Annotated in this window: 18 protein-coding genes; 5 read left to right on the plus strand and 13 right to left on the minus strand. The window is 56.5% G+C overall.

The window, feature by feature from the left end:
- On the plus strand, positions 1 to 273 hold the full coding sequence (locus LPQ25_RS04115) for a GNAT family N-acetyltransferase (RefSeq protein WP_002916201.1): 273 nt from the start codon (positions 1 to 3) through the stop codon (positions 271 to 273).
- 42 nt (positions 274 to 315) lie between these two features.
- On the opposite strand, the gene LPQ25_RS04120 is transcribed toward LPQ25_RS04115, so the two are convergent.
- The 11 genes from LPQ25_RS04120 to LPQ25_RS04170 form a co-directional block, all read right to left on the minus strand.
- Positions 316 to 1,728 (minus strand): EAL domain-containing protein, encoded by a 1,413-nt coding sequence (locus LPQ25_RS04120; RefSeq protein WP_014906959.1) that lies wholly within the window; start codon positions 1,726 to 1,728, stop codon positions 316 to 318.
- Positions 1,725 to 2,630: a fimbrial protein gene (locus tag LPQ25_RS04125; protein ID WP_041937815.1), complete on the minus strand. Its 906-nt coding sequence runs from the start codon at positions 2,628 to 2,630 to the stop codon at positions 1,725 to 1,727. The genes LPQ25_RS04120 and LPQ25_RS04125 overlap by 4 nt, the downstream gene beginning before the upstream one ends.
- Positions 2,631 to 2,647: 17 nt before the next feature.
- Entirely contained in the window at positions 2,648 to 3,133 is a 486-nt protein-coding gene (locus tag LPQ25_RS04130) for a type 1 fimbrial minor subunit FimG (protein ID WP_014906961.1), read from the minus strand.
- Between the two features lie 27 nt (positions 3,134 to 3,160).
- Positions 3,161 to 3,688, minus strand: coding sequence for a type 1 fimbrial adaptor subunit FimF (locus LPQ25_RS04135; RefSeq protein ID WP_014906962.1), 528 nt, complete (start codon positions 3,686 to 3,688; stop codon positions 3,161 to 3,163).
- A gap of 10 nt (positions 3,689 to 3,698) precedes the next feature.
- Positions 3,699 to 6,311, minus strand: coding sequence for a fimbrial biogenesis usher protein (locus LPQ25_RS04140; protein ID WP_009308599.1), 2,613 nt, complete (start codon positions 6,309 to 6,311; stop codon positions 3,699 to 3,701).
- Between the two features lie 81 nt (positions 6,312 to 6,392).
- Positions 6,393 to 7,079: a fimbria/pilus periplasmic chaperone gene (locus LPQ25_RS04145; RefSeq protein ID WP_048333405.1), complete on the minus strand. Its 687-nt coding sequence runs from the start codon at positions 7,077 to 7,079 to the stop codon at positions 6,393 to 6,395.
- Between the two features lie 67 nt (positions 7,080 to 7,146).
- On the minus strand, positions 7,147 to 7,683 hold the full coding sequence (locus tag LPQ25_RS04150; RefSeq protein ID WP_004174507.1) for a type 1 fimbrial minor subunit FimI: 537 nt from the start codon (positions 7,681 to 7,683) through the stop codon (positions 7,147 to 7,149).
- Positions 7,684 to 7,753: 70 nt separating this feature from the next.
- The gene (gene fimA, locus LPQ25_RS04155) at positions 7,754 to 8,302 is read right to left on the minus strand and encodes a type 1 fimbrial major subunit FimA (protein ID WP_002916190.1); all 549 of its coding nucleotides are present in this window, start codon (positions 8,300 to 8,302) and stop codon (positions 7,754 to 7,756) included.
- Positions 8,303 to 8,781: 479 nt separating this feature from the next.
- On the minus strand, positions 8,782 to 9,390 hold the full coding sequence (gene fimE, locus LPQ25_RS04160; RefSeq protein ID WP_002916189.1) for a type 1 fimbria switch DNA invertase FimE: 609 nt from the start codon (positions 9,388 to 9,390) through the stop codon (positions 8,782 to 8,784).
- Positions 9,391 to 9,855: 465 nt separating this feature from the next.
- On the minus strand, positions 9,856 to 10,461 hold the full coding sequence (gene fimB / locus LPQ25_RS04165; protein ID WP_015875142.1) for a type 1 fimbria switch DNA invertase FimB: 606 nt from the start codon (positions 10,459 to 10,461) through the stop codon (positions 9,856 to 9,858).
- A 150-nt stretch (positions 10,462 to 10,611) separates the two neighbouring features.
- Complete coding sequence (locus LPQ25_RS04170) at positions 10,612 to 10,860, minus strand: hypothetical protein (RefSeq protein ID WP_002916186.1); 249 nt, start codon at positions 10,858 to 10,860, stop codon at positions 10,612 to 10,614.
- A gap of 817 nt (positions 10,861 to 11,677) precedes the next feature.
- On the opposite strand from LPQ25_RS04170, the gene LPQ25_RS04175 reads away from it, so the two are divergent.
- Positions 11,678 to 12,634, plus strand: a complete 957-nt coding sequence (locus LPQ25_RS04175) for a nickel/cobalt transporter (protein ID WP_004889905.1) — start codon at positions 11,678 to 11,680, stop codon at positions 12,632 to 12,634.
- Here the strand turns inward: LPQ25_RS04175 and LPQ25_RS04180 are convergent.
- Positions 12,631 to 13,137, minus strand: a complete 507-nt coding sequence (locus LPQ25_RS04180; RefSeq protein WP_002916184.1) for a MarR family winged helix-turn-helix transcriptional regulator — start codon at positions 13,135 to 13,137, stop codon at positions 12,631 to 12,633. The genes LPQ25_RS04175 and LPQ25_RS04180 overlap by 4 nt on opposite strands.
- Before the next feature lie 81 nt (positions 13,138 to 13,218).
- On the opposite strand from LPQ25_RS04180, the gene LPQ25_RS04185 reads away from it, so the two are divergent.
- The gene (locus LPQ25_RS04185; RefSeq protein WP_004181213.1) at positions 13,219 to 14,115 is read left to right on the plus strand and encodes an EamA family transporter; all 897 of its coding nucleotides are present in this window, start codon (positions 13,219 to 13,221) and stop codon (positions 14,113 to 14,115) included.
- Between the two features lie 95 nt (positions 14,116 to 14,210).
- On the opposite strand, the gene LPQ25_RS04190 is transcribed toward LPQ25_RS04185, so the two are convergent.
- Positions 14,211 to 14,420 carry a YdgH/BhsA/McbA family protein gene (locus LPQ25_RS04190; protein WP_002916131.1) on the minus strand — a complete coding sequence of 70 codons (210 nt, stop codon included), beginning with the start codon at positions 14,418 to 14,420 and terminating at the stop codon, positions 14,211 to 14,213.
- A gap of 705 nt (positions 14,421 to 15,125) precedes the next feature.
- On the opposite strand from LPQ25_RS04190, the gene mrkA reads away from it, so the two are divergent.
- On the plus strand, positions 15,126 to 15,734 hold the full coding sequence (gene mrkA, locus LPQ25_RS04195) for a type 3 fimbria major subunit MrkA (RefSeq protein ID WP_000756959.1): 609 nt from the start codon (positions 15,126 to 15,128) through the stop codon (positions 15,732 to 15,734).
- Positions 15,735 to 15,829: 95 nt separating this feature from the next.
- Positions 15,830 to 16,531, plus strand: a complete 702-nt coding sequence (gene mrkB / locus LPQ25_RS04200) for a type 3 fimbria chaperone MrkB (protein ID WP_000820818.1) — start codon at positions 15,830 to 15,832, stop codon at positions 16,529 to 16,531.

Consider the following 16,531-nt stretch of genomic DNA (forward strand, 5'->3'; position numbering starts at 1 on the left):
ATGGAAATACTGGAAGGGCATAACAAATTTTATGTTAACGACGCGCAGGGAAACCAGGTGGCGGAGATTGTTTTTGTTCCCACCGGCGAACACCTCAGCATTATCGAACATACCGATGTTGATCCCAGCCTGAAAGGCCAGGGCGTGGGGAAACAGCTGGTGGCGAAGGTAGTGGAAAAAATGCGCCAGGAGCAGCGGAAGATTATCCCTCTCTGCCCGTTTGCCAAACATGAATTCGATAACACCCGCGAATACGACGATATTCGCGCATGACGTACCGGCACCGGTGCTAACCGGTGCGCTTTTCTCGCACCCTCAACGATCCGCCGGATCGCGCTGGTGGGAAAAGCGGCGGATCAGATCCGGGAGATGTTCGCGCCGCATCGGTGGTGAAAACAGATAGCCCTGGAAGCGATCAATCCCCAGCGATTTTAACTGCGTAAATTTCGCCAGTGAATCCACCCCTTCCGCCACACAGCGACTGTCGCTTAACTGGCAGTAGTAGGCCAGGCTTTTTATTAGCGCAAGCGCCTTTGGATCGTGCTGGGCGTCGTTGACGATGCTCATATCCAGTTTATACGCATTGAAGTGCAGTCGACGCGCCGGAAAGATAACGCTCCCCTGAGAAAAGCAGTCGTCCAGCATCACGCGCACGCCAGCACGTTGCAGCTGCGCCACGTGGGCGGCGGAGCGGCTCTGATGGCGAAAATCGATAGTTTCAGCATATTCCAGCACCAGCCTTGTCACGCCCTCTGGCTGCCGAAGCTGCTGGCGAGCGGCTTCCACCATCCGCAGCAGGCTGTCACTGTCGGCGAGCGAGGAGGGTATGTTGACCGAAAAATAGAAGGCGCCTGGATACTCATTAATATTCTGCACGGCCTCCTGCAGAACAAAGGCCGTAAGCAGCAGCCAGGTGTAGTCGGCGCGGAAGTGCGGCAGAAAGGTCTGGGGGTGAAGTACCTGGCCGCGGTGGCGCCAGCGGATCAGGATCTCCACCCCCTGTAGCTGTGAGCGACTATCGACGATAGGTTGAAAAACCGGGAAGACCTGGCGATCGTGAATCGCTTGTACCCATTCCTGTTCAAACGCCGTCAGTGCGTTTGCGGGTGAGCGCGGCAGCAGCGTGCGCGGAAAGCGGGGGGCCAGATGCGGATGACATTCCACCAGCTTTTTCACCCCAGCCAGCCGCTGGGTGTAGAGCGTTTTCTGGCTCAATCCGAGACGTTGGGCCTGCTCGCCTATCGTCTGCCCTTGCAGCAGGGCGAGGATCACCTTGAGCTCGGCGTGGGTCAACCCGGCGACCCGTTTTCCGTGGATCAGGGCGGCTTCGCCGGCAAGCCGCTCAAGCCGCGGCGCATTCTCCAGTCGATGGGCCAGCTCCGCGCAGGACAGATCGGCGGGGGCTGTATGGACGTTGCGCAGACGATCCGGATGACTCACCTGATAGAGCAGCGTTTGCCACAGCCAGATGGCCGGGCTGCGGCTCAGAATCAACATCGGTAACGGCGGCAAGGCCTCGTCGAGTAGCCTTGCCGCCTGGCGCAGCGTGGTGAGCATCCACAGGGGATCGTCAGGGAGATACACCACGATCCGCTTCACGGCGGCCAGCTCGCGCAGGGACACGCCCTCGACCGGCAGCTCAACGGGCCGCTTCGCGGCGTTCAGCATCAGCTGGCTCAACCCGCGGGCGGCCAGCGAGCAGGGCGAGAGGATATAATCGGTCATCATTGATAGACAAAGGTGATGCCGATGATCGACTGCACGTTGCCGGCGGTAACCTGGCCTGTGGTCCGGGCATAGGTGGCCGTCAGGCCGAGGTTGACCGGCGAGGTGCCGACGGTGCCCAGCGAGACCGTGCTGTTCGCCGGGACGGCGCTGCCGTTGCGCGTCAGCTGAACGCCTATCCCCTGCGCCGGCGAGGCGGAGGCGGTATTGGTGAAGATCGCGTTGGCGCTGTCCGCGGTGGTGCCGGAGAGGTAATACCCCAGCTGCTGGCTCTGCGCGCAGTGGACGGTGAGCGGCACGGCCATCGATCCCGGGTAGTCGGGGAGGGTGACGGTGACATCGCGGGCGGAGACGTCGCAGCCGCCGGTGGGGACCACCACGTCGTTATTGGCGTAGATGTTCCAGATGAAATGGAAGGAGTCGCTATTGTAGTTGTTGGTCTGATGCAGGATCAGCACCGCGATTAACGATCCTGCGGTGATGGCCACTCCACCGGCAGTGCTCACCGGCGTCAGATACAGGACGGCTGGCCAGGGTTTATCGGTCCGTGAATCATAAATCACCCGCGCGGTTTCCGTGGTGGTCGGGAACGGGTAAGAGGTGCCGTTATATTTCACGGTGCCTGAAAAACTCGACAGCACACCGCCATAGGCGGATCCGCGCTGCAGGGTCACGTAGTCGGTGATCGTTTCCGGATAGTCGTTATGGCAAAAAATCTGCGTGGAGAGGTCGACCACCAGGTTTTGCCCGACGTTCACCGCCGGGGTCAGGTTAACGTAGACGTTGGCTGACCCGCCGCCGATGGGAATCGTCGCCCCGGTGGCCGTTTTGCAGGCAAAGGACCAGGCGTTCATCGACCAGCCCAGCAGCAGCAGGGTGGTGAACAGGGGGATTATTTTTTTCATCATGATGCTCTCCTGGCTCAGGCGTAGGTATAGGTGACGTTAATCACCGCCTGAATGGTGCCTTGCGTGGCGCCGCCGTTGACGGACAGCGCCCTGGCCTGCAGCGGGAAGCGAGCGGATTGGCTGGCCTCATCCACCTGTACCGACTGGCTGCTGCCATTGTTCAGCGTGGTGCCGTCCTCGTTCTGCAGTTCGAGCTGAATATTGCCCGCCGTTCCCTGGTTTTTGTAATAGCCGGTGCTGTCCGCCGTTCCGCTGAAGGTGGCTTTCACCCGTGAAGTACCCACGGGGCAGTTGCTCAGATCCAGCGCCACGCTGTGCCAGGCCGATGCCGAGCCCGCACCGATCAGGCTAAAGGTATAGAGATCGCCCAGCTCGACGGTGGCATTGACGGTGGAAACCGTGCAGGGTCTGGCCACCACCTTGCCGTTGACGGTGAGAGTGACGTCGGCCGCCCGCAGGGAAGCGCTCGCGGTTAACAGGCCGGCCAGCAGCCAGCCCACATGAGTCCATTTCATTTCAGCCTCCGCTTACTGAAATTCCAGGGTGAATGTCGCTGTCGCATTGACATGCCCGGCGGTGACGGGCACCTGAGTGGCCATCAGCCGGGCGTAAAAGTTGAGAATATTGGTCTGGCCCGGGGTCAGCGTGGTCCAGGTCATGGTGGATGACGGCGCATTGACCGGCAGCCGGGACTGCTGCTGATCGAGAATTTCCACCCCCATTCCTGCCGCCGCCGAGGTCCCGGCATCGAGTTTTAACAGGCTGGTGTTGACGCTGTCCGCCACGCCGGTGAAACCGACCTTCACCGCGGTGACGGAAGTGCCGCAGGGCGACAGCACGATGCGGAACGGCACCGGCGGCGTCGTCGCCCCAACGGCATAAAACTGCTTCGCGGCGTTATCCTGTAAATCGACAGTAAAATCCTTCGATTCGCCGGCTACCGCGCAGGCGTTATCGCGGACATAGCCGCTGATGGTGATCGTGCTATCGGCGGCAAAGGCAGCCGGTGCGCCCAGGGTGAACAGGGCGCCCAGCAGATACTGCAGTGTTCTCATCATGATCTCCTTAGCGGCACGCGACCGAAAGCTGACTGAGCGCCTGCTGCTGGCTCTCCGGCGGCAGACGGTAATCGGCCACGCACTGAGCGTCCGGGCCATCGCCCCATTTCACCCGCACTTTGCCCGCCAGCGGCATCCCGCTCAGGTAGACCTGGCCGTTGTCCGCGACGATGCTGCCGCTCTGGTTGCTGTCGCCGGTGGCGAGGGCGCCAAACGGCACCGGTTTGCCGCGATGGGTCAGCGTCATCAGGATCTTCATCCCTACCTGGGCGTTGAAGTTGGCGCGGACAATCGCCCCATGGGTGGGCACCACGCTGACCACCGCATCGTCAAGGTCGACATTGTCCGCCAGGGTGTTGGTATCCAGCGCGATCCGGTTTTCGCGATACTCAGTGGCATAAGGCAGGACGGCATACCCGCGCCAGTCGGTGCGTACCCCGGTCTGGTTTTCCACTTTCACGCCGCCGGCGCCGGGGGCTTTCACCAGCACCACGGTATCGTTTAACGGTTGGCTCAGGGTGATGCCGTTGGCGTGCGCCAGCACGCCGCCGCTGACCCCGTAGTAGAGCTGTTTAAAGCCATCGCTGCGGCTGTAGCCGACGTTGGCGTTGCCGTAGCCGCCGCGGTAGTTGAGGGCGGTGTAGCCTGTGCTCCCGTTGTCGCCGTTGCCGCCGCCGGCATAGCCGGTCTGCACGCTATAGCTGAGGTTGTTGTCTTCCAGCAGGGTGCCGTACAGGCCCGCCAGATTGGTCATGCGGCCATTGAGATCGTGCGACAGGCTGTAGCTGGCGCTGGCGTGCCGCCAGACCGAGCGGCTGTCGGAACGCAGCCAGTGGCTGAAGGGGATATTGATATTGATCGCCAGCATTTGATCGCGCCCCTGCTGCCAGGCGTTTTTTGTCAGGCTGTAGCTTAGCGACCAGTTGATATCGTCCACGGCGGCGTTGAGGCCGGCCTGCAGCTGCTCATCGGCATCGTCGGTGCCCCAGTAGGTCTGGTGGCTACCGCTGAGATAGAGGGTGGCGGTGCGCCCCAACTGCTGAGTCACGCTCAGCTGCACCTTGCCGCGCTTGCTGTAAGCCAGATTGTAGTAGTCGGTAAATTTCGGTTTTACCTGGATAACGCCGTCCTGGGTTTCCACACTGTAGCCGCTCATCCGGCGGTAAGTGGTATCGGCAAAGTTATAATAGCCGCGGGTAGAGTAGCGGTAGCCCACCAGCTGCAGGTTGGTGCCGGTCTCATCCAGGGATTTGTTATAGAGAAAACGCACCGACTGCCCCTGATGTTCGCTGTCGTCAGCCAGGGTGGCGTTGGCCTGAGTGATATCCAGCGACAGGGCGCCGAAATAGCCCATGTTTTTCCCCACCCCAAGGTTAAAGGCGCGATAGCGGTCTGCCAGCTGGGTGCCGCCGTAGAGCGTCCAGCCTGCCGGCAGGCCATGCATGGCCGTGCCCTGGAAAAAATCGGGCGTTTCCTGCTGACTGTTGCCGCTGCGGTACTCCCCGGCGGTGAGGGCGAAGCGGGTATGGCCTTCACGCTGGAGAACCGGCACCGTTGACCAGGGCACGCTGAAGACCTGGCGGGAGCCATCCGCTTCTTTGATCGTGACCTGCAGATCGCCGCCATTGCCCGCGGCGTAGAGATCGTCGATGGTAAATGGTCCCGGCGGCACTGTGCTCTGGTAGATTTCGTAGCCGTTTTGCCTGATTGACACCTGCGCCGTGCCGCGGGCGATCCCGTGGATCACCGGCGCAAAGCCTTTCTGGCTGTCCGGTAGCATATTGTCGTCGGAGGCCAGCTGGGCGCCGCGGAAGTTGATCCCGTCGAAGACATCGCCGTTGGTGTAGCTGTCCCCTAGGGTGAGTCGCGAACGCAGAGGCGTGATGTCCCGCTCAAGCCAGCTGTTAACGTGCTGCCAGCGATTCTCGTTGGATGAGGTGCTACCGCCGCTGCTGTAGCTCCAGGTGCTGTTATCGCGCAGACGCCAGGCGCCAATGTTCAGGCCGCTCTGTAGATTCAGATAGGCGTAACGGCTGCTGCCACCTGTGGTGTTATGGGCGTTATTGCCCGTGAAGTTATAGTTAATCAGCCCGGCGGTGATACCGTTATCCCACAGCTCCGGCGGAATATAGCCGCGCGCATGGTTACCCATAAATGCCTGGGGGACGGTGAGGTACAGGCGTTGCTGCCCGACGTCGAAGCGCGTGGTAGCTTCGCTGATAAGCGTGGTCAGCGGCACGCAGGCCGTGCTGTCCAGCGTTGCCATGCCCGGCACCCGACCGGTATCCACACCCATGCTCGCCAGCTGGCCGCGCGTCAGGCAGGGTGACAGACCGTGACCCTGGGCATCGGCCTGGAAAGTGACGTCCCGGGTGGTCATAAAACCATTGTTGAGATAAATATCGACGCGATAGGTGCCTGGCGGAACCTCCTGGCCTTTTTCAAATCCCGACAGGTCAGCCACCGCCGCCGGATCGTCAGCTAAAAAGCGGGGGTTAAAATAGAGGTCCGCCCGCGCGGCAAACGGCTGTGAGCAGAGCCACAGCGCCAGCGCCGGAGATACCAGGCGCCGGGCAGTTCGGCAACCTAAATGATCCAGTCCATATTTCCGATGTGACATTATCCCTCCGGTCCGACGTTGCCCGGCTGTCATTGCTTCTGGTCATGCGCAGCGTGTCCCGCGCGGCGGGGCGCTTCTGGGTTAGCGCAGCACGCCATTCATTTTCGGCGTCAGCGCGCCGTAATCATTAATCGTGCGATAGGTGATGGTGTTCCCGGCATCCGCGGGTAGCTTGACGCTGGTTTTGCCCATCGGCGGTACGAGGGCGTTCTCCAGAATGCGTGTCCCGGCGTTCAGTTCGGTCACCGTCAGGTAATAGGGGGTGGGGTTCGTCAGCGTCAGCGACGATCCGCTACGGCTAAAGGTCAGCTTTTCCGCCGCTTGATCCGGAGGCAGGGCCAGTTTTCCCGGACGGTAGTAGAGCTTGATGCGGCTGATAATCGCCAGCTGCAGGGTATTGTCGCTGAGCTTTGATTTATCCATCGAAGGGATCGCCTTCACGTTCATCCAGAACAGACTTTCCCGATCCTGCGGCAGCTGGTTATTGGTGGCGTCGATAATGCGCAGGGTGTTCTCTTTTTTACCCTGCATGGCAAACAGCGGAGGAGTGATGACAAACCGGCCGTCTCGCTGACCATCGGCATTTTCCACCCATGACTGAATAAGCCAGGTACTGTTGTCATCATTATTGGTCACCGCGAGCTGGACCTGCTTCTGTCCCGCCGGGTAGATAACCCGGGTCGCGCCAAGCGCAACGCCCGCCTGCGCGCTGGTGCTAAAGATACTGGCGGCGAAAAGCACACATCCTGCCAGTAAGCCATGCGCCATCGTTGCCGTTTTTCTCACATTATCTCCTTGTCTGCTCACCGTGTTGTCCTGTTTGTCTGCGGATTAATTACTGATAGGTCAATGAGAACCAGGCCTGGGCATTGGCTGCACCGCCGGTGACCTGGCGTCCGGTCGCCCGATATTTGGCGACGAAATTTAGCGTCGTCGGTCCGCGGTAGAGTGATATCCAGCGATCCGCTGGACGATTGAGCGGGAGCTGCTGGCCCTGGCTGTCGAATAGCGCAATACCGATCCCACTGGCGATCCCCGGACCTTCACCCACCGACAGCACATCGGGGTTTTTTCCATCAGCCACGCCGTGAAAGGTCACACCCACATGCTGGCTGACCGCCGTACTGCAATCCTGTAAATGAATCGCGAAAGGGATTGGGTTGCTGTCTTCGCCGACAGCATGAAATCGATTACTGCTGATCTGCCCCAGATTGACCGTCATCTGCCGATCGCCGGCTTCGACGCGGCAGGAGCTCGCCATTATCAGGCCCTGAAAACGCATGCTGCCCCCCGGCAACGTGACGTTCCAATGATTACCGGCCAGCGCCAGCGGAGGCAGTAGCAGCAGCAGACCAGATTTCATTCCCTGCATCGTTTCACTCCGGTTGAAAATAGAGAGCGGGCCCTCCTGGCCCGAATAGCTTCCTTGCCTGACTCGGGTCTTACTCGTACTGCACTTTGAACGTGGCATCCGCGTTCGCTATACCAGCCGTCGCTGCGCCGGTCGCGTAGTAACGTGCCTGGAACGGGATGATGTTGGGGCCGTCATTCAGCGTGGTCGCAGCACTGAAGGTGGCGCCGTCCAGTGCCAGTGGCGTACCGGTATTGTCGAGGATCTGCACGCCGACGTTGGTTGCGCTGCCGGCGGCAGAGTTTTGCAGGGCCAGAACGGTGGTATTGCTGCTGTCGATGGCCGTACCGGCGAAGGCGACGGACGCTTTGGTGGCTACCGTAGTGTCGCAATCATCCAGCTGGATGTTGAAACCGACGGCCGAACTGGTGCTCCCCGCCGTGGCCAGTTTCGCGGAACGCACCTGGCCTAATTGAACGGTTTGATCGATAGAGCCGGCATCCACCGCACAGGCCGCATTAACGACTTCTCCTTTAAAATGCACGGTCCCGCCGTTGACCGTGGTGGTATCGGCCAGAGCTGCCGTGGAGCTCAGTGACAGGGCTGACACAACAATCATTGCCAGTGTTTTGATTTTCATACTGTTTTCCTTTGAACGATGTCGAAATAACGAACCGGATTGGCAGCCGTTGTGCCTTCCAGGCATTTCAGATTTCAGCCGAGTGGTCCGGCTGCCGGCTCTGCACAGTTTTCGCCCAACCGATGAGACAATTGGGGCCATTTTGACTCGTTGGGATAAATGATCTGTATTTTGTGTCAACTTGGTATTATGTGGTTTTAAATTCTGCCAAATTTGGTTTTTATGGTAATATAATCTGGTGTGGTGGGAGGGGGTGCGAAAGGAATAGCGATGGCGTTGGCGACGGATCGCCGGTGCAGCAGAGATATGGTTAGAGAAAATTGAGTAATTGCAGGTTTAAAAATAGATAATAATCAATGAGATATGATTTTTTTTGCGGAAATATGGCGCAGTGAGTTGCAAAATATGTCAAAACATTTTTATGATATAAACAGTTTGGCCCCAATTGACCTGTTCGTTATTTTTTTAATTATTTAAAATCAATCAGTTATTTCATTTTTCGTCTTCTGGTCTTTTTCCTCTAAAAGATTATTTCTTTCCCAGATGCCAGCGAAACGTGCCGCATTACTGGCGGTGTAACGTACTGTGTGACGAATATTACGATGTCCTAGATAATCCTGTATCAAACGCGTATCTGTCCCTCTTTCAGCCAGTTCATAGCCGCAGGCGTGACGCAGCATATGGGGGTGAGTGTGCGTGACGGTACCCGCATTTTCCCCGGCGGAGCGAATAATACGATACGCCTGCTGGCGGGAGAGCGCTGTACCGCGGCGGGAGATAAACAGTGCGTCCGTTTTGTCCGCCGCTTTCCAGCCGGCACGGACCAGGCTCCAGCGCTCAATCGCCTCGCGCTCATCAAAACGCAGTGGATGAATCGTCGAAAAACCATTCTTTAATCGCCGCACATTAACCCGCCCTTCATGGAGATCCAGATCGTGATAATGCAGATCCAGCAGTTCGCTAATGCGCATGCCATGGCGAAAGGCCAGCAGAATGAGGCAGTAGTCCCGTTCGCCGGTAGGGCCCTGACGAGCAGCCTGCATCATGGCCTGAACTTCTTTGGCGGTTAGAAAACGACGTCGGTTCACAATAGTTGCTCCTGAAAATAGGTATGAATGACCGTCACAGCGAAACCATACTCCATGACGAAAGTAGGTTCTGTAATGCTAAAACGGTACAGGGTGAAGATGATTAATCACGAATTGATAACATATTACATTGCCAGACACTAAAAATATCGTCGGGTGATAATTCTTAATTTTAAAGATTTTAATCATCGGCTCAATAGTATCTGCGCGGGTTGCCGCCAGGTATATAAAATGAAAGGATATTTTTCACTACCAGCCGTTATTAAAAATACAGCCGCGGAAATTTTTCCCACCAATAAATACCCAGTCTAATTCCTGAGTAAACGCAGGGTTATATTAACTCTCAGTAATAAGGATTAAATAAGAACTTGTGGGAACAGTAATCCTAATTAACGCAGGGTTAATAATCATGAATATTTTAATTTGTCGACCGATCGCGATACAACGCCATCCGTGGCGTCAAGGCTATTGGATCAGCGACGATCGCTGTTTGTCACGGGGATTGTCCCAGATGCCATAGAAGCGTCCCGCATTGCTGGCCGTATACCAGACGGTGTGGCGGATATTGCGATGCCCGAGATAATCCTGTATCAAGCGGGTATCGATCCCCATATTCGCCAACGCAAAGCCACAGGAGTGCCGCAGCATGTGCGGGTGGATCTCCAGTGGCAGCCCTGCCAGTCCCCCTGAGGACGCGATAATCTGATAAAACTGTTGGCGGGAAAGGGGATTACCTTTGCGGGAGAGAAACAGCCATTCGCTGGCGGCCTGCGGCCAGCTGCTGCGAATGGCCAGCCAGCGCTTTAGGGCGTAGATCTCTTTATCCAGCAACGGGTGGGTAGTCGAAAACCCTTTTTTAAGCCGATGGATGTAAACACATCGGGCAGCAAGGTCGATATCCGATATTCGTAGACGACAGATCTCGCTGGCGCGCAGACCATGGATGAAGCACAGTAACGTCAGGCAATAATTACGTGCAGCATAAGGACCGGTATCGGCCGCTTTAAGTAAAGACTCAATTTCATTCTGAGTCAGGAAGTTCCTTTTTTTTAAGTCGGCGTTATTCGTCATGGTTTTCCCTTTTATTGCAGGCATATTTTTGGTTTTCCGAGCCTGCGTCAGGTCATTGTTAAATTTGACTGCCTTTTTATTTTGAAACAGCGTGGTGATAACGTTTTAATTTGCTACGAGCGCGAGCGGTATCATGGGCTAGCTCCATTGCTAACGATAAGAGGCCGCGATCTGAAGGGTAAAGAAAGGGTGAGCTGGCTGAACTGATGAATCTTTCCTGGGGGTTTCCACGTCCTGTACATCCCTGATCCTCTTGATGATACCCGCATGATGATGAAGGCTTGGGCTTCCGGCCACGGCAAGGCGGCTATCAATGCCGTCATGATTGATTGCCTGTTTACTGGGCAATGTCACCCCAGTAAACCAGCCTCCCTCGCCGACAACTTTCGGGAATGGCATGAGAAATTTCTCAGACAAAATACAACCTTAAGTCGTCTGGATAGCATTCACTGCAAAACTACAACAGTGATTAAACCATACTGCAAAAAGCCTGGTGATAATAGCATTGTCTGTAATAGAGCACATTACGCCGTATTTCAACGGGTAAGCTTAATCTGGTACATGCGGTTGAATGAGATGAAAACTCGTCACGGTCAACGTATACAGGAAGATATCAATGGAGGTAGTAGAGGACAGGTAAGTATTGCGACACGGTCTGGCGGCGGGTTGGAATACTCGCTTCGGCGCGGGAAGGACTCACATCCAGGATACGCCGAAGCCTGCCGGTTCACCACTTTTCGTCACGTGCCACCTGGCGCTTGTCGCTGCGCCAGGTGGCCTGTACGGAAAGCGATGGCAGCAGTAACCAGGGTAAGTAAGCCTCTTTTCATGGAAGTGATCCTGCTGAAGAGTGCAATAAATAGCAGTTAAAGAATATTCTTGCCGGAAGCGCAGCATAATAACTGACAAAAAATGCTCGCCAAGAAATAACTTATTTATTTTTATCTGTGATTTTTTGAGTAATTATTCCTGTTAAAAGGTATTGGTAACCAATAACGCATAAAAAGATATAGCTGTGGTATGCTCAAGATATTGAGGCATTCTGCGCTAATACGGTGTCGGGAAGATAGCGATCGGTAGATAATGCGGAGCCTGGTGACTACGAACAATCCCGTGAACAGCTTCGACAAATTCCTCACCCTTCAGCGCTGACACCTTCGCTCGCCTGTCGTAAAGTTGCTGTCAGGCGGTTTACGTTTACTACAATGGTATAACGATGACGACTCCGATTGCGCTCCGCGACTGGCGCCTGCTGGCGGCCGGGTGCGGCGGCCTTCTACTGCTGGCCGCCGCTATCACCTTGCACAGCCACTGGGGTGACTTTCTCCAGTGGTGTCTCGCCACCCAAATTACCCTGCATCGCTATCTGGTGATGTACCTTCTGTTGCTGAATAACCATCAGTACAGCGGCGGTATCTGGCTGCTGGTGGGGGCCTTTCTCTATGGCGTGCTGCACGCCGTCGGACCGGGACACGGTAAATTTATCGTGACGACCTACCTGAGCACCAATCAGGAGAGCCTGACGGCGGCGCGGGTGGTGCCCTTTCTCGGCAGCCTGTTGCAGGGCGTCACTGCGATACTCTTTGTCTTTATTCTTGCGGTGGGGCTGAATCTGGCCGCCGGCGATCTTAGCGCCAGCCGCTGGTACGTCGAGAAGATCAGCGCCCTGACCATCGGCGTCTTTGGGGCTTATGTTATCTTTCGCGCTCTGCAAAGCCTGTGGCCGACAAAACAGGTGATTCGCCGTCTGACGCCAGCGCATCAGCATGACGCCTCGTGCGGCTGCGGCCATCACGGCGTGGGGCAGGATCTGCAGGGCGCTGACTGGAAGACGCGCCTTGGCGTGGTGCTGGCTATCGGCGTTCGGCCCTGTAGCGGGGCGATCATGATTTTATTATTCGCCAATGCGTTGGGGATTGTTAGCTGGGGCATCGCCGCGGTGATGAGCATGGCACTGGGCACCGCGCTCTCGATCCTCGGTCTGTCGCTACTGGTTCACTATGCGCGCCATCGGACGGTCAAACGATTGGCCACGAATCACCGCCCGCGGCCCTGGCTGGTTCCGCTGATGAAGATCCTCGGCGGTCTGGCGCTGATCCTCTTTGCCGTGGGATTGTTTTTCAGCGTGGTGCCGATCAGCGCCAACGGCGACTTTATCGCCGCTGGCTGTTAGCCCGTTTCCAGCAGTCGCATCAACACCCGCAGCGCCTGATCCAACTGCTGGCGTTCACCGTCACTGAGTCCTGCCAGCAGTTGCCGTTCGTTGTCGACGTGGGTTTCCACTGCGGCATCGATCCGTTCGCGTCCGGCGGAAGTCAGGGCGACCAGCATACTGCGGGCATCCTCCGGATTGGGCAGGCGGGTAATAAACCCGCGTTTCTCCAGCGCCTTCAGACGATGGGTCATGGTGCCGGAGGTAATCATCAGCGTGGAGAAGAGCTGGGTGGGCGAAAGTACGAAAGGCGCCCCGGCGCGCCGCAGCGTCGCCAGCATGTCAAACTCCCAGCGCACCAGATCGTGGCGCGTAAAGGCCACTTCCACCTGCGGCTCCAGCAGCATAGCGCATCGTTTCAGGCGACCTATCGGCCCCATGGGGCTGCAGTCGAGGTCTGGCCGCTCCCGCTGCCACTGGGCGAGGATGCGATCCACGGCGTCGATCGGCGGTGATTTGTCCATTAGTGCTCACTTGTCTTGATATCAAGATACTTGGCGGTACATACTTCACTCACTAATTTACCTTGAAGTGAAGATAAAATCATGGCTTTTCTCTCACGTAATCTGATTCTCGACCTGCTGCTCACCGCGCTGGCGCCCGCTATCTGGGGGACGACCTACATCGTCACCTCCCAGTTTCTTCCCCCTGACCGCCCATTTATTGCTGCGCTGCTGCGGGTGCTGCCGGCAGGTATCGCCCTGCTGATCTGGAGCCGTCGTTTTCCGCAGCGCGGCGAATGGGCAAAGCTGATCGTTACCGGCATCTTAAATATCGGCGCGTTTCAGGCGCTGTTGTTTATCGCCGCCTATCGCTTACCCGGCGGGCTGGCGGCGGTGATCGGCGCGATCCAGCCGCTGCTGGTGATGCTCCTCGCCTGGTGCGTCGACCGGCAGCGCTCGCCCTGGCTGGCCGTGTTATCCGCCATCGCCGGCATACTCGGTATGGCCATGCTGCTGCTGTCGCCGCACACCGTCCTCGACCCGCTGGGCATCGGCGCGGCGTTTCTCGGGGCGATCAGTATGGCGCTGGGCACCTGGCTCTCCCGGCGCTGGGCGCTCTCCCTGCCGATCGTCGCGCTGACCGGCTGGCAGCTGACGATCGGTGGGGTGGTGCTGGCCCCGGTGGCGCTGATCGTTGACCCTCCTTTGCATCAGGTAACAGTGCTGCAGGCGGCCGGCTATCTGTGGCTGTGCCTGGCGGGCGCCATGCTGGCCTATGGCCTGTGGTTTCGGGGGATTGGCCGCCTCTCACCGGTGGCCGTGTCGGCGATGAGTCTGCTGAGCCCGGTGACCGCCGTGGTACTGGGATGGATATTCCTCGGACAAAAGATCCAGGGGATGGCGCTGATGGGATTGATCGTGGTGCTGGCGAGCGTGCTGTCTATCCAGCGCGCGCTGGCGCGTCAGGCGGCGGGAGCAAAAACGAAAAAAGCCCCGTAACGGGGCTCGACATTGCTGCGTGCGGGGTGGGCGGCGGGAGCCAGACCAGCCACCCGCAGGCGGCCTGTCCGGCAGCTCCCTCTGCAACCATTCGCTTATTTAGACAGCTCGGCGGTCATATGGACCTGGTTGCCGGTGTACGCTTCGGTAATGTGATAGGAAGCGCCTTGTTCTTTCGCAATGGTTGCGATTTTCGCTTCTGCGCTGTCCAGGGTGTCTGCTGTCACGCTCACCGGATGAGCGAAGCTAGCGAAAGAGACCAGGGAGAGCATACCGGCAGCTGCGAGTAATTTTACGTTTTTCATGGTGTTTGTCCTTTTAACTTTTATGGTGGAAAGCATGTTTGCTTTCGATGGACTTATAATAAGTCTGCTAACTATAACGCGCGTGGCAAAAAGTGCGATTTAGATCACATTTTTATGGCGGTTTGATGGCGTAAACATGATCGTTTATCTATTTTTTAATTTAAAAACAATCAATTAATGATTTGCTTCTGAAAGGGGGTATCACATGGGCTGCCCTTGTTCAGGGAGAGGAATGCGCCTCATTCATGCTTTCACCATTCGTTGTGTGAATGGTTTGGTGCTGTTTTCACCACCGCAAAGGCAGATTCAGACTTATCGCGATGGCCTTCCGAGGGCTTTTTCTGCATGCTGTTGCGGTCACTTTCTCTCGCTCTGGCGTTAGGCTTGCTGCGCTGTAAACAACCACCCTCGCGTTTTCATCTATCAATGACTGTTTATTAATAGTCGATGGTTATCTGTTATATAACTTAATGAAACGTGAACAAATGTATATTTGTCGGCGAATAAATAGCATTCTTTGACGCCGATAGCACCAGCGAACTTATATTTTTAGGTTCGTTACCTGACGCCTTAAATATTGCGGCTCCCGGTCAGTCGAAGATTCTATTAGCAGTGGCATAAATCAGCATCGCCTGATGTTTCTGGTTCTATGCGAATTCACAGTGTGCTCATTGATTCGTAATTCACTCTGACAAGGAAATGGCAATGAAAAAGGTTCTTCTCTCTGCAGCAATGGCAACCGCGTTTTTTGGCATGACTGCTGCCCATGCAGCTGATACCAATGTTGGCGGCGGCCAGGTTAATTTCTTCGGTAAAGTTACCGATGTATCCTGTACTGTTTCCGTTAACGGCCAGGGCAGCGATGCGAACGTTTACCTGTCTCCGGTAACCCTGACTGAAGTTAAAGCGGCAGCAGCGGATACTTACCTGAAACCGAAATCTTTCACCATTGACGTCTCTAACTGCCAGGCTGCTGATGGCACTAAACAGGATGACGTAAGCAAACTGGGCGTGAACTGGACCGGCGGTAACCTGCTGGCTGGCGCAACCAGCAAACAACAGGGCTACCTGGCGAACACTGAAGCTTCCGGTGCTCAGAACATCCAGCTGGTGCTGTCTACTGACAACGCTACCGCGCTGACCAACAAAATCATCCCGGGTGACAGCACTCAGCCGAAAGCGAAAGGCGACGCTTCCGCTGTAGCTGATGGCGCGCGTTTCACCTACTACGTAGGTTACGCCACCAGCGCGCCGACCACGGTAACCACCGGTGTGGTTAACAGCTACGCGACTTACGAAATTACTTACCAGTAATTCCGTCAGAAAATAAAACTGCCCCGCGATGGGGCAGTTAATAACAATAATAAAGCGGCAATGTCCGCCGCTTGTATTTTTATTCTGAGGTCAGCATGAAGCGTATTGCCCTTTTTTTCTGTTTCATTTTTAGTTTTGCGGCCCATGCCAACAATATTATTGTTAACGGTACCCGCTTTATTTATCCAGGAAATGAAAAAGAAATAACGGTACAGCTTTCAAATAACGCCGACCGTCCGGCGCTGGCGCAGGCCTGGCTGGATAACGGCGATGCCGATGCCACACCGGATACCATTACCACCCCGTTTATTATCACCCCGCCGATTTCGCGCGTTGACGCCAAGAGCGGCCAGACGCTGCGTATTAAGCTCGGTAGCAGCGCCGGTCTGGCGAAAGATAAAGAGACGCTGTGGTGGCTGAATCTGCTGGAAATTCCGCCGGTGGTGGCCAATCAGAAAAATGAAGGCCAGAACGTGCTGCAGCTGGCGATCCGTTCGCGCTTTAAATTTATTTATCGTCCTGCCGGACTGGGCAACCGCGATGCGGCGGCCGAGAAGCTGACCCTGACCGCCAGCGGCAGTAGTCTCGCCATCAACAACCCGACGCCGTTCTACATTACCGTCAGCCGTATTTCCCGCGACGGCGGTAAAGCCCTGAACAGCAAAACCGTGATGCTGGCGCCGCAGTCCAGCCAGACGGTGGCGCTCTCCTCCGCCGTCAACCGCGGCGAAACCCTGACCGTTAACAACATTAATGACTATGGCGCCGATGTCGCAGTGAAAGTGGCCGTTAAATAA

It is taken from the genome of Klebsiella sp. KPN54798, assembly GCF_021184225.1.
Lineage (GTDB): Bacteria > Pseudomonadota > Gammaproteobacteria > Enterobacterales > Enterobacteriaceae > Klebsiella > Klebsiella pneumoniae.

Coding starts and splice junctions, on each gene's coding strand:
- LPQ25_RS04120 (WP_014906959.1), bottom strand. CDS start 1,728: ATGATGACCGATTATATCCTCTCGCCCTGCTCGCTGGCCGCCCGCGGG.
- LPQ25_RS04170 (WP_002916186.1), bottom strand. CDS start 10,860: ATGCCATTCCCGAAAGTTGTCGGCGAGGGAGGCTGGTTTACTGGGGTG.
- mrkA (WP_000756959.1), top strand. CDS start 15,126: ATGAAAAAGGTTCTTCTCTCTGCAGCAATGGCAACCGCGTTTTTTGGC.
- LPQ25_RS04140 (WP_009308599.1), bottom strand. CDS start 6,311: ATGTCACATCGGAAATATGGACTGGATCATTTAGGTTGCCGAACTGCC.
- mrkB (WP_000820818.1), top strand. CDS start 15,830: ATGAAGCGTATTGCCCTTTTTTTCTGTTTCATTTTTAGTTTTGCGGCC.
- LPQ25_RS04185 (WP_004181213.1), top strand. CDS start 13,219: ATGGCTTTTCTCTCACGTAATCTGATTCTCGACCTGCTGCTCACCGCG.
- fimA (WP_002916190.1), bottom strand. CDS start 8,302: ATGAAAATCAAAACACTGGCAATGATTGTTGTGTCAGCCCTGTCACTG.
- LPQ25_RS04180 (WP_002916184.1), bottom strand. CDS start 13,137: ATGGACAAATCACCGCCGATCGACGCCGTGGATCGCATCCTCGCCCAG.
- LPQ25_RS04135 (WP_014906962.1), bottom strand. CDS start 3,688: ATGAGAACACTGCAGTATCTGCTGGGCGCCCTGTTCACCCTGGGCGCA.
- LPQ25_RS04115 (WP_002916201.1), top strand. CDS start 1: ATGGAAATACTGGAAGGGCATAACAAATTTTATGTTAACGACGCGCAG.
- LPQ25_RS04125 (WP_041937815.1), bottom strand. CDS start 2,630: ATGAAAAAAATAATCCCCCTGTTCACCACCCTGCTGCTGCTGGGCTGG.
- LPQ25_RS04145 (WP_048333405.1), bottom strand. CDS start 7,079: ATGGCGCATGGCTTACTGGCAGGATGTGTGCTTTTCGCCGCCAGTATC.
- fimB (WP_015875142.1), bottom strand. CDS start 10,461: ATGACGAATAACGCCGACTTAAAAAAAAGGAACTTCCTGACTCAGAAT.
- LPQ25_RS04150 (WP_004174507.1), bottom strand. CDS start 7,683: ATGCAGGGAATGAAATCTGGTCTGCTGCTGCTACTGCCTCCGCTGGCG.
- LPQ25_RS04190 (WP_002916131.1), bottom strand. CDS start 14,420: ATGAAAAACGTAAAATTACTCGCAGCTGCCGGTATGCTCTCCCTGGTC.
- LPQ25_RS04175 (WP_004889905.1), top strand. CDS start 11,678: ATGACGACTCCGATTGCGCTCCGCGACTGGCGCCTGCTGGCGGCCGGG.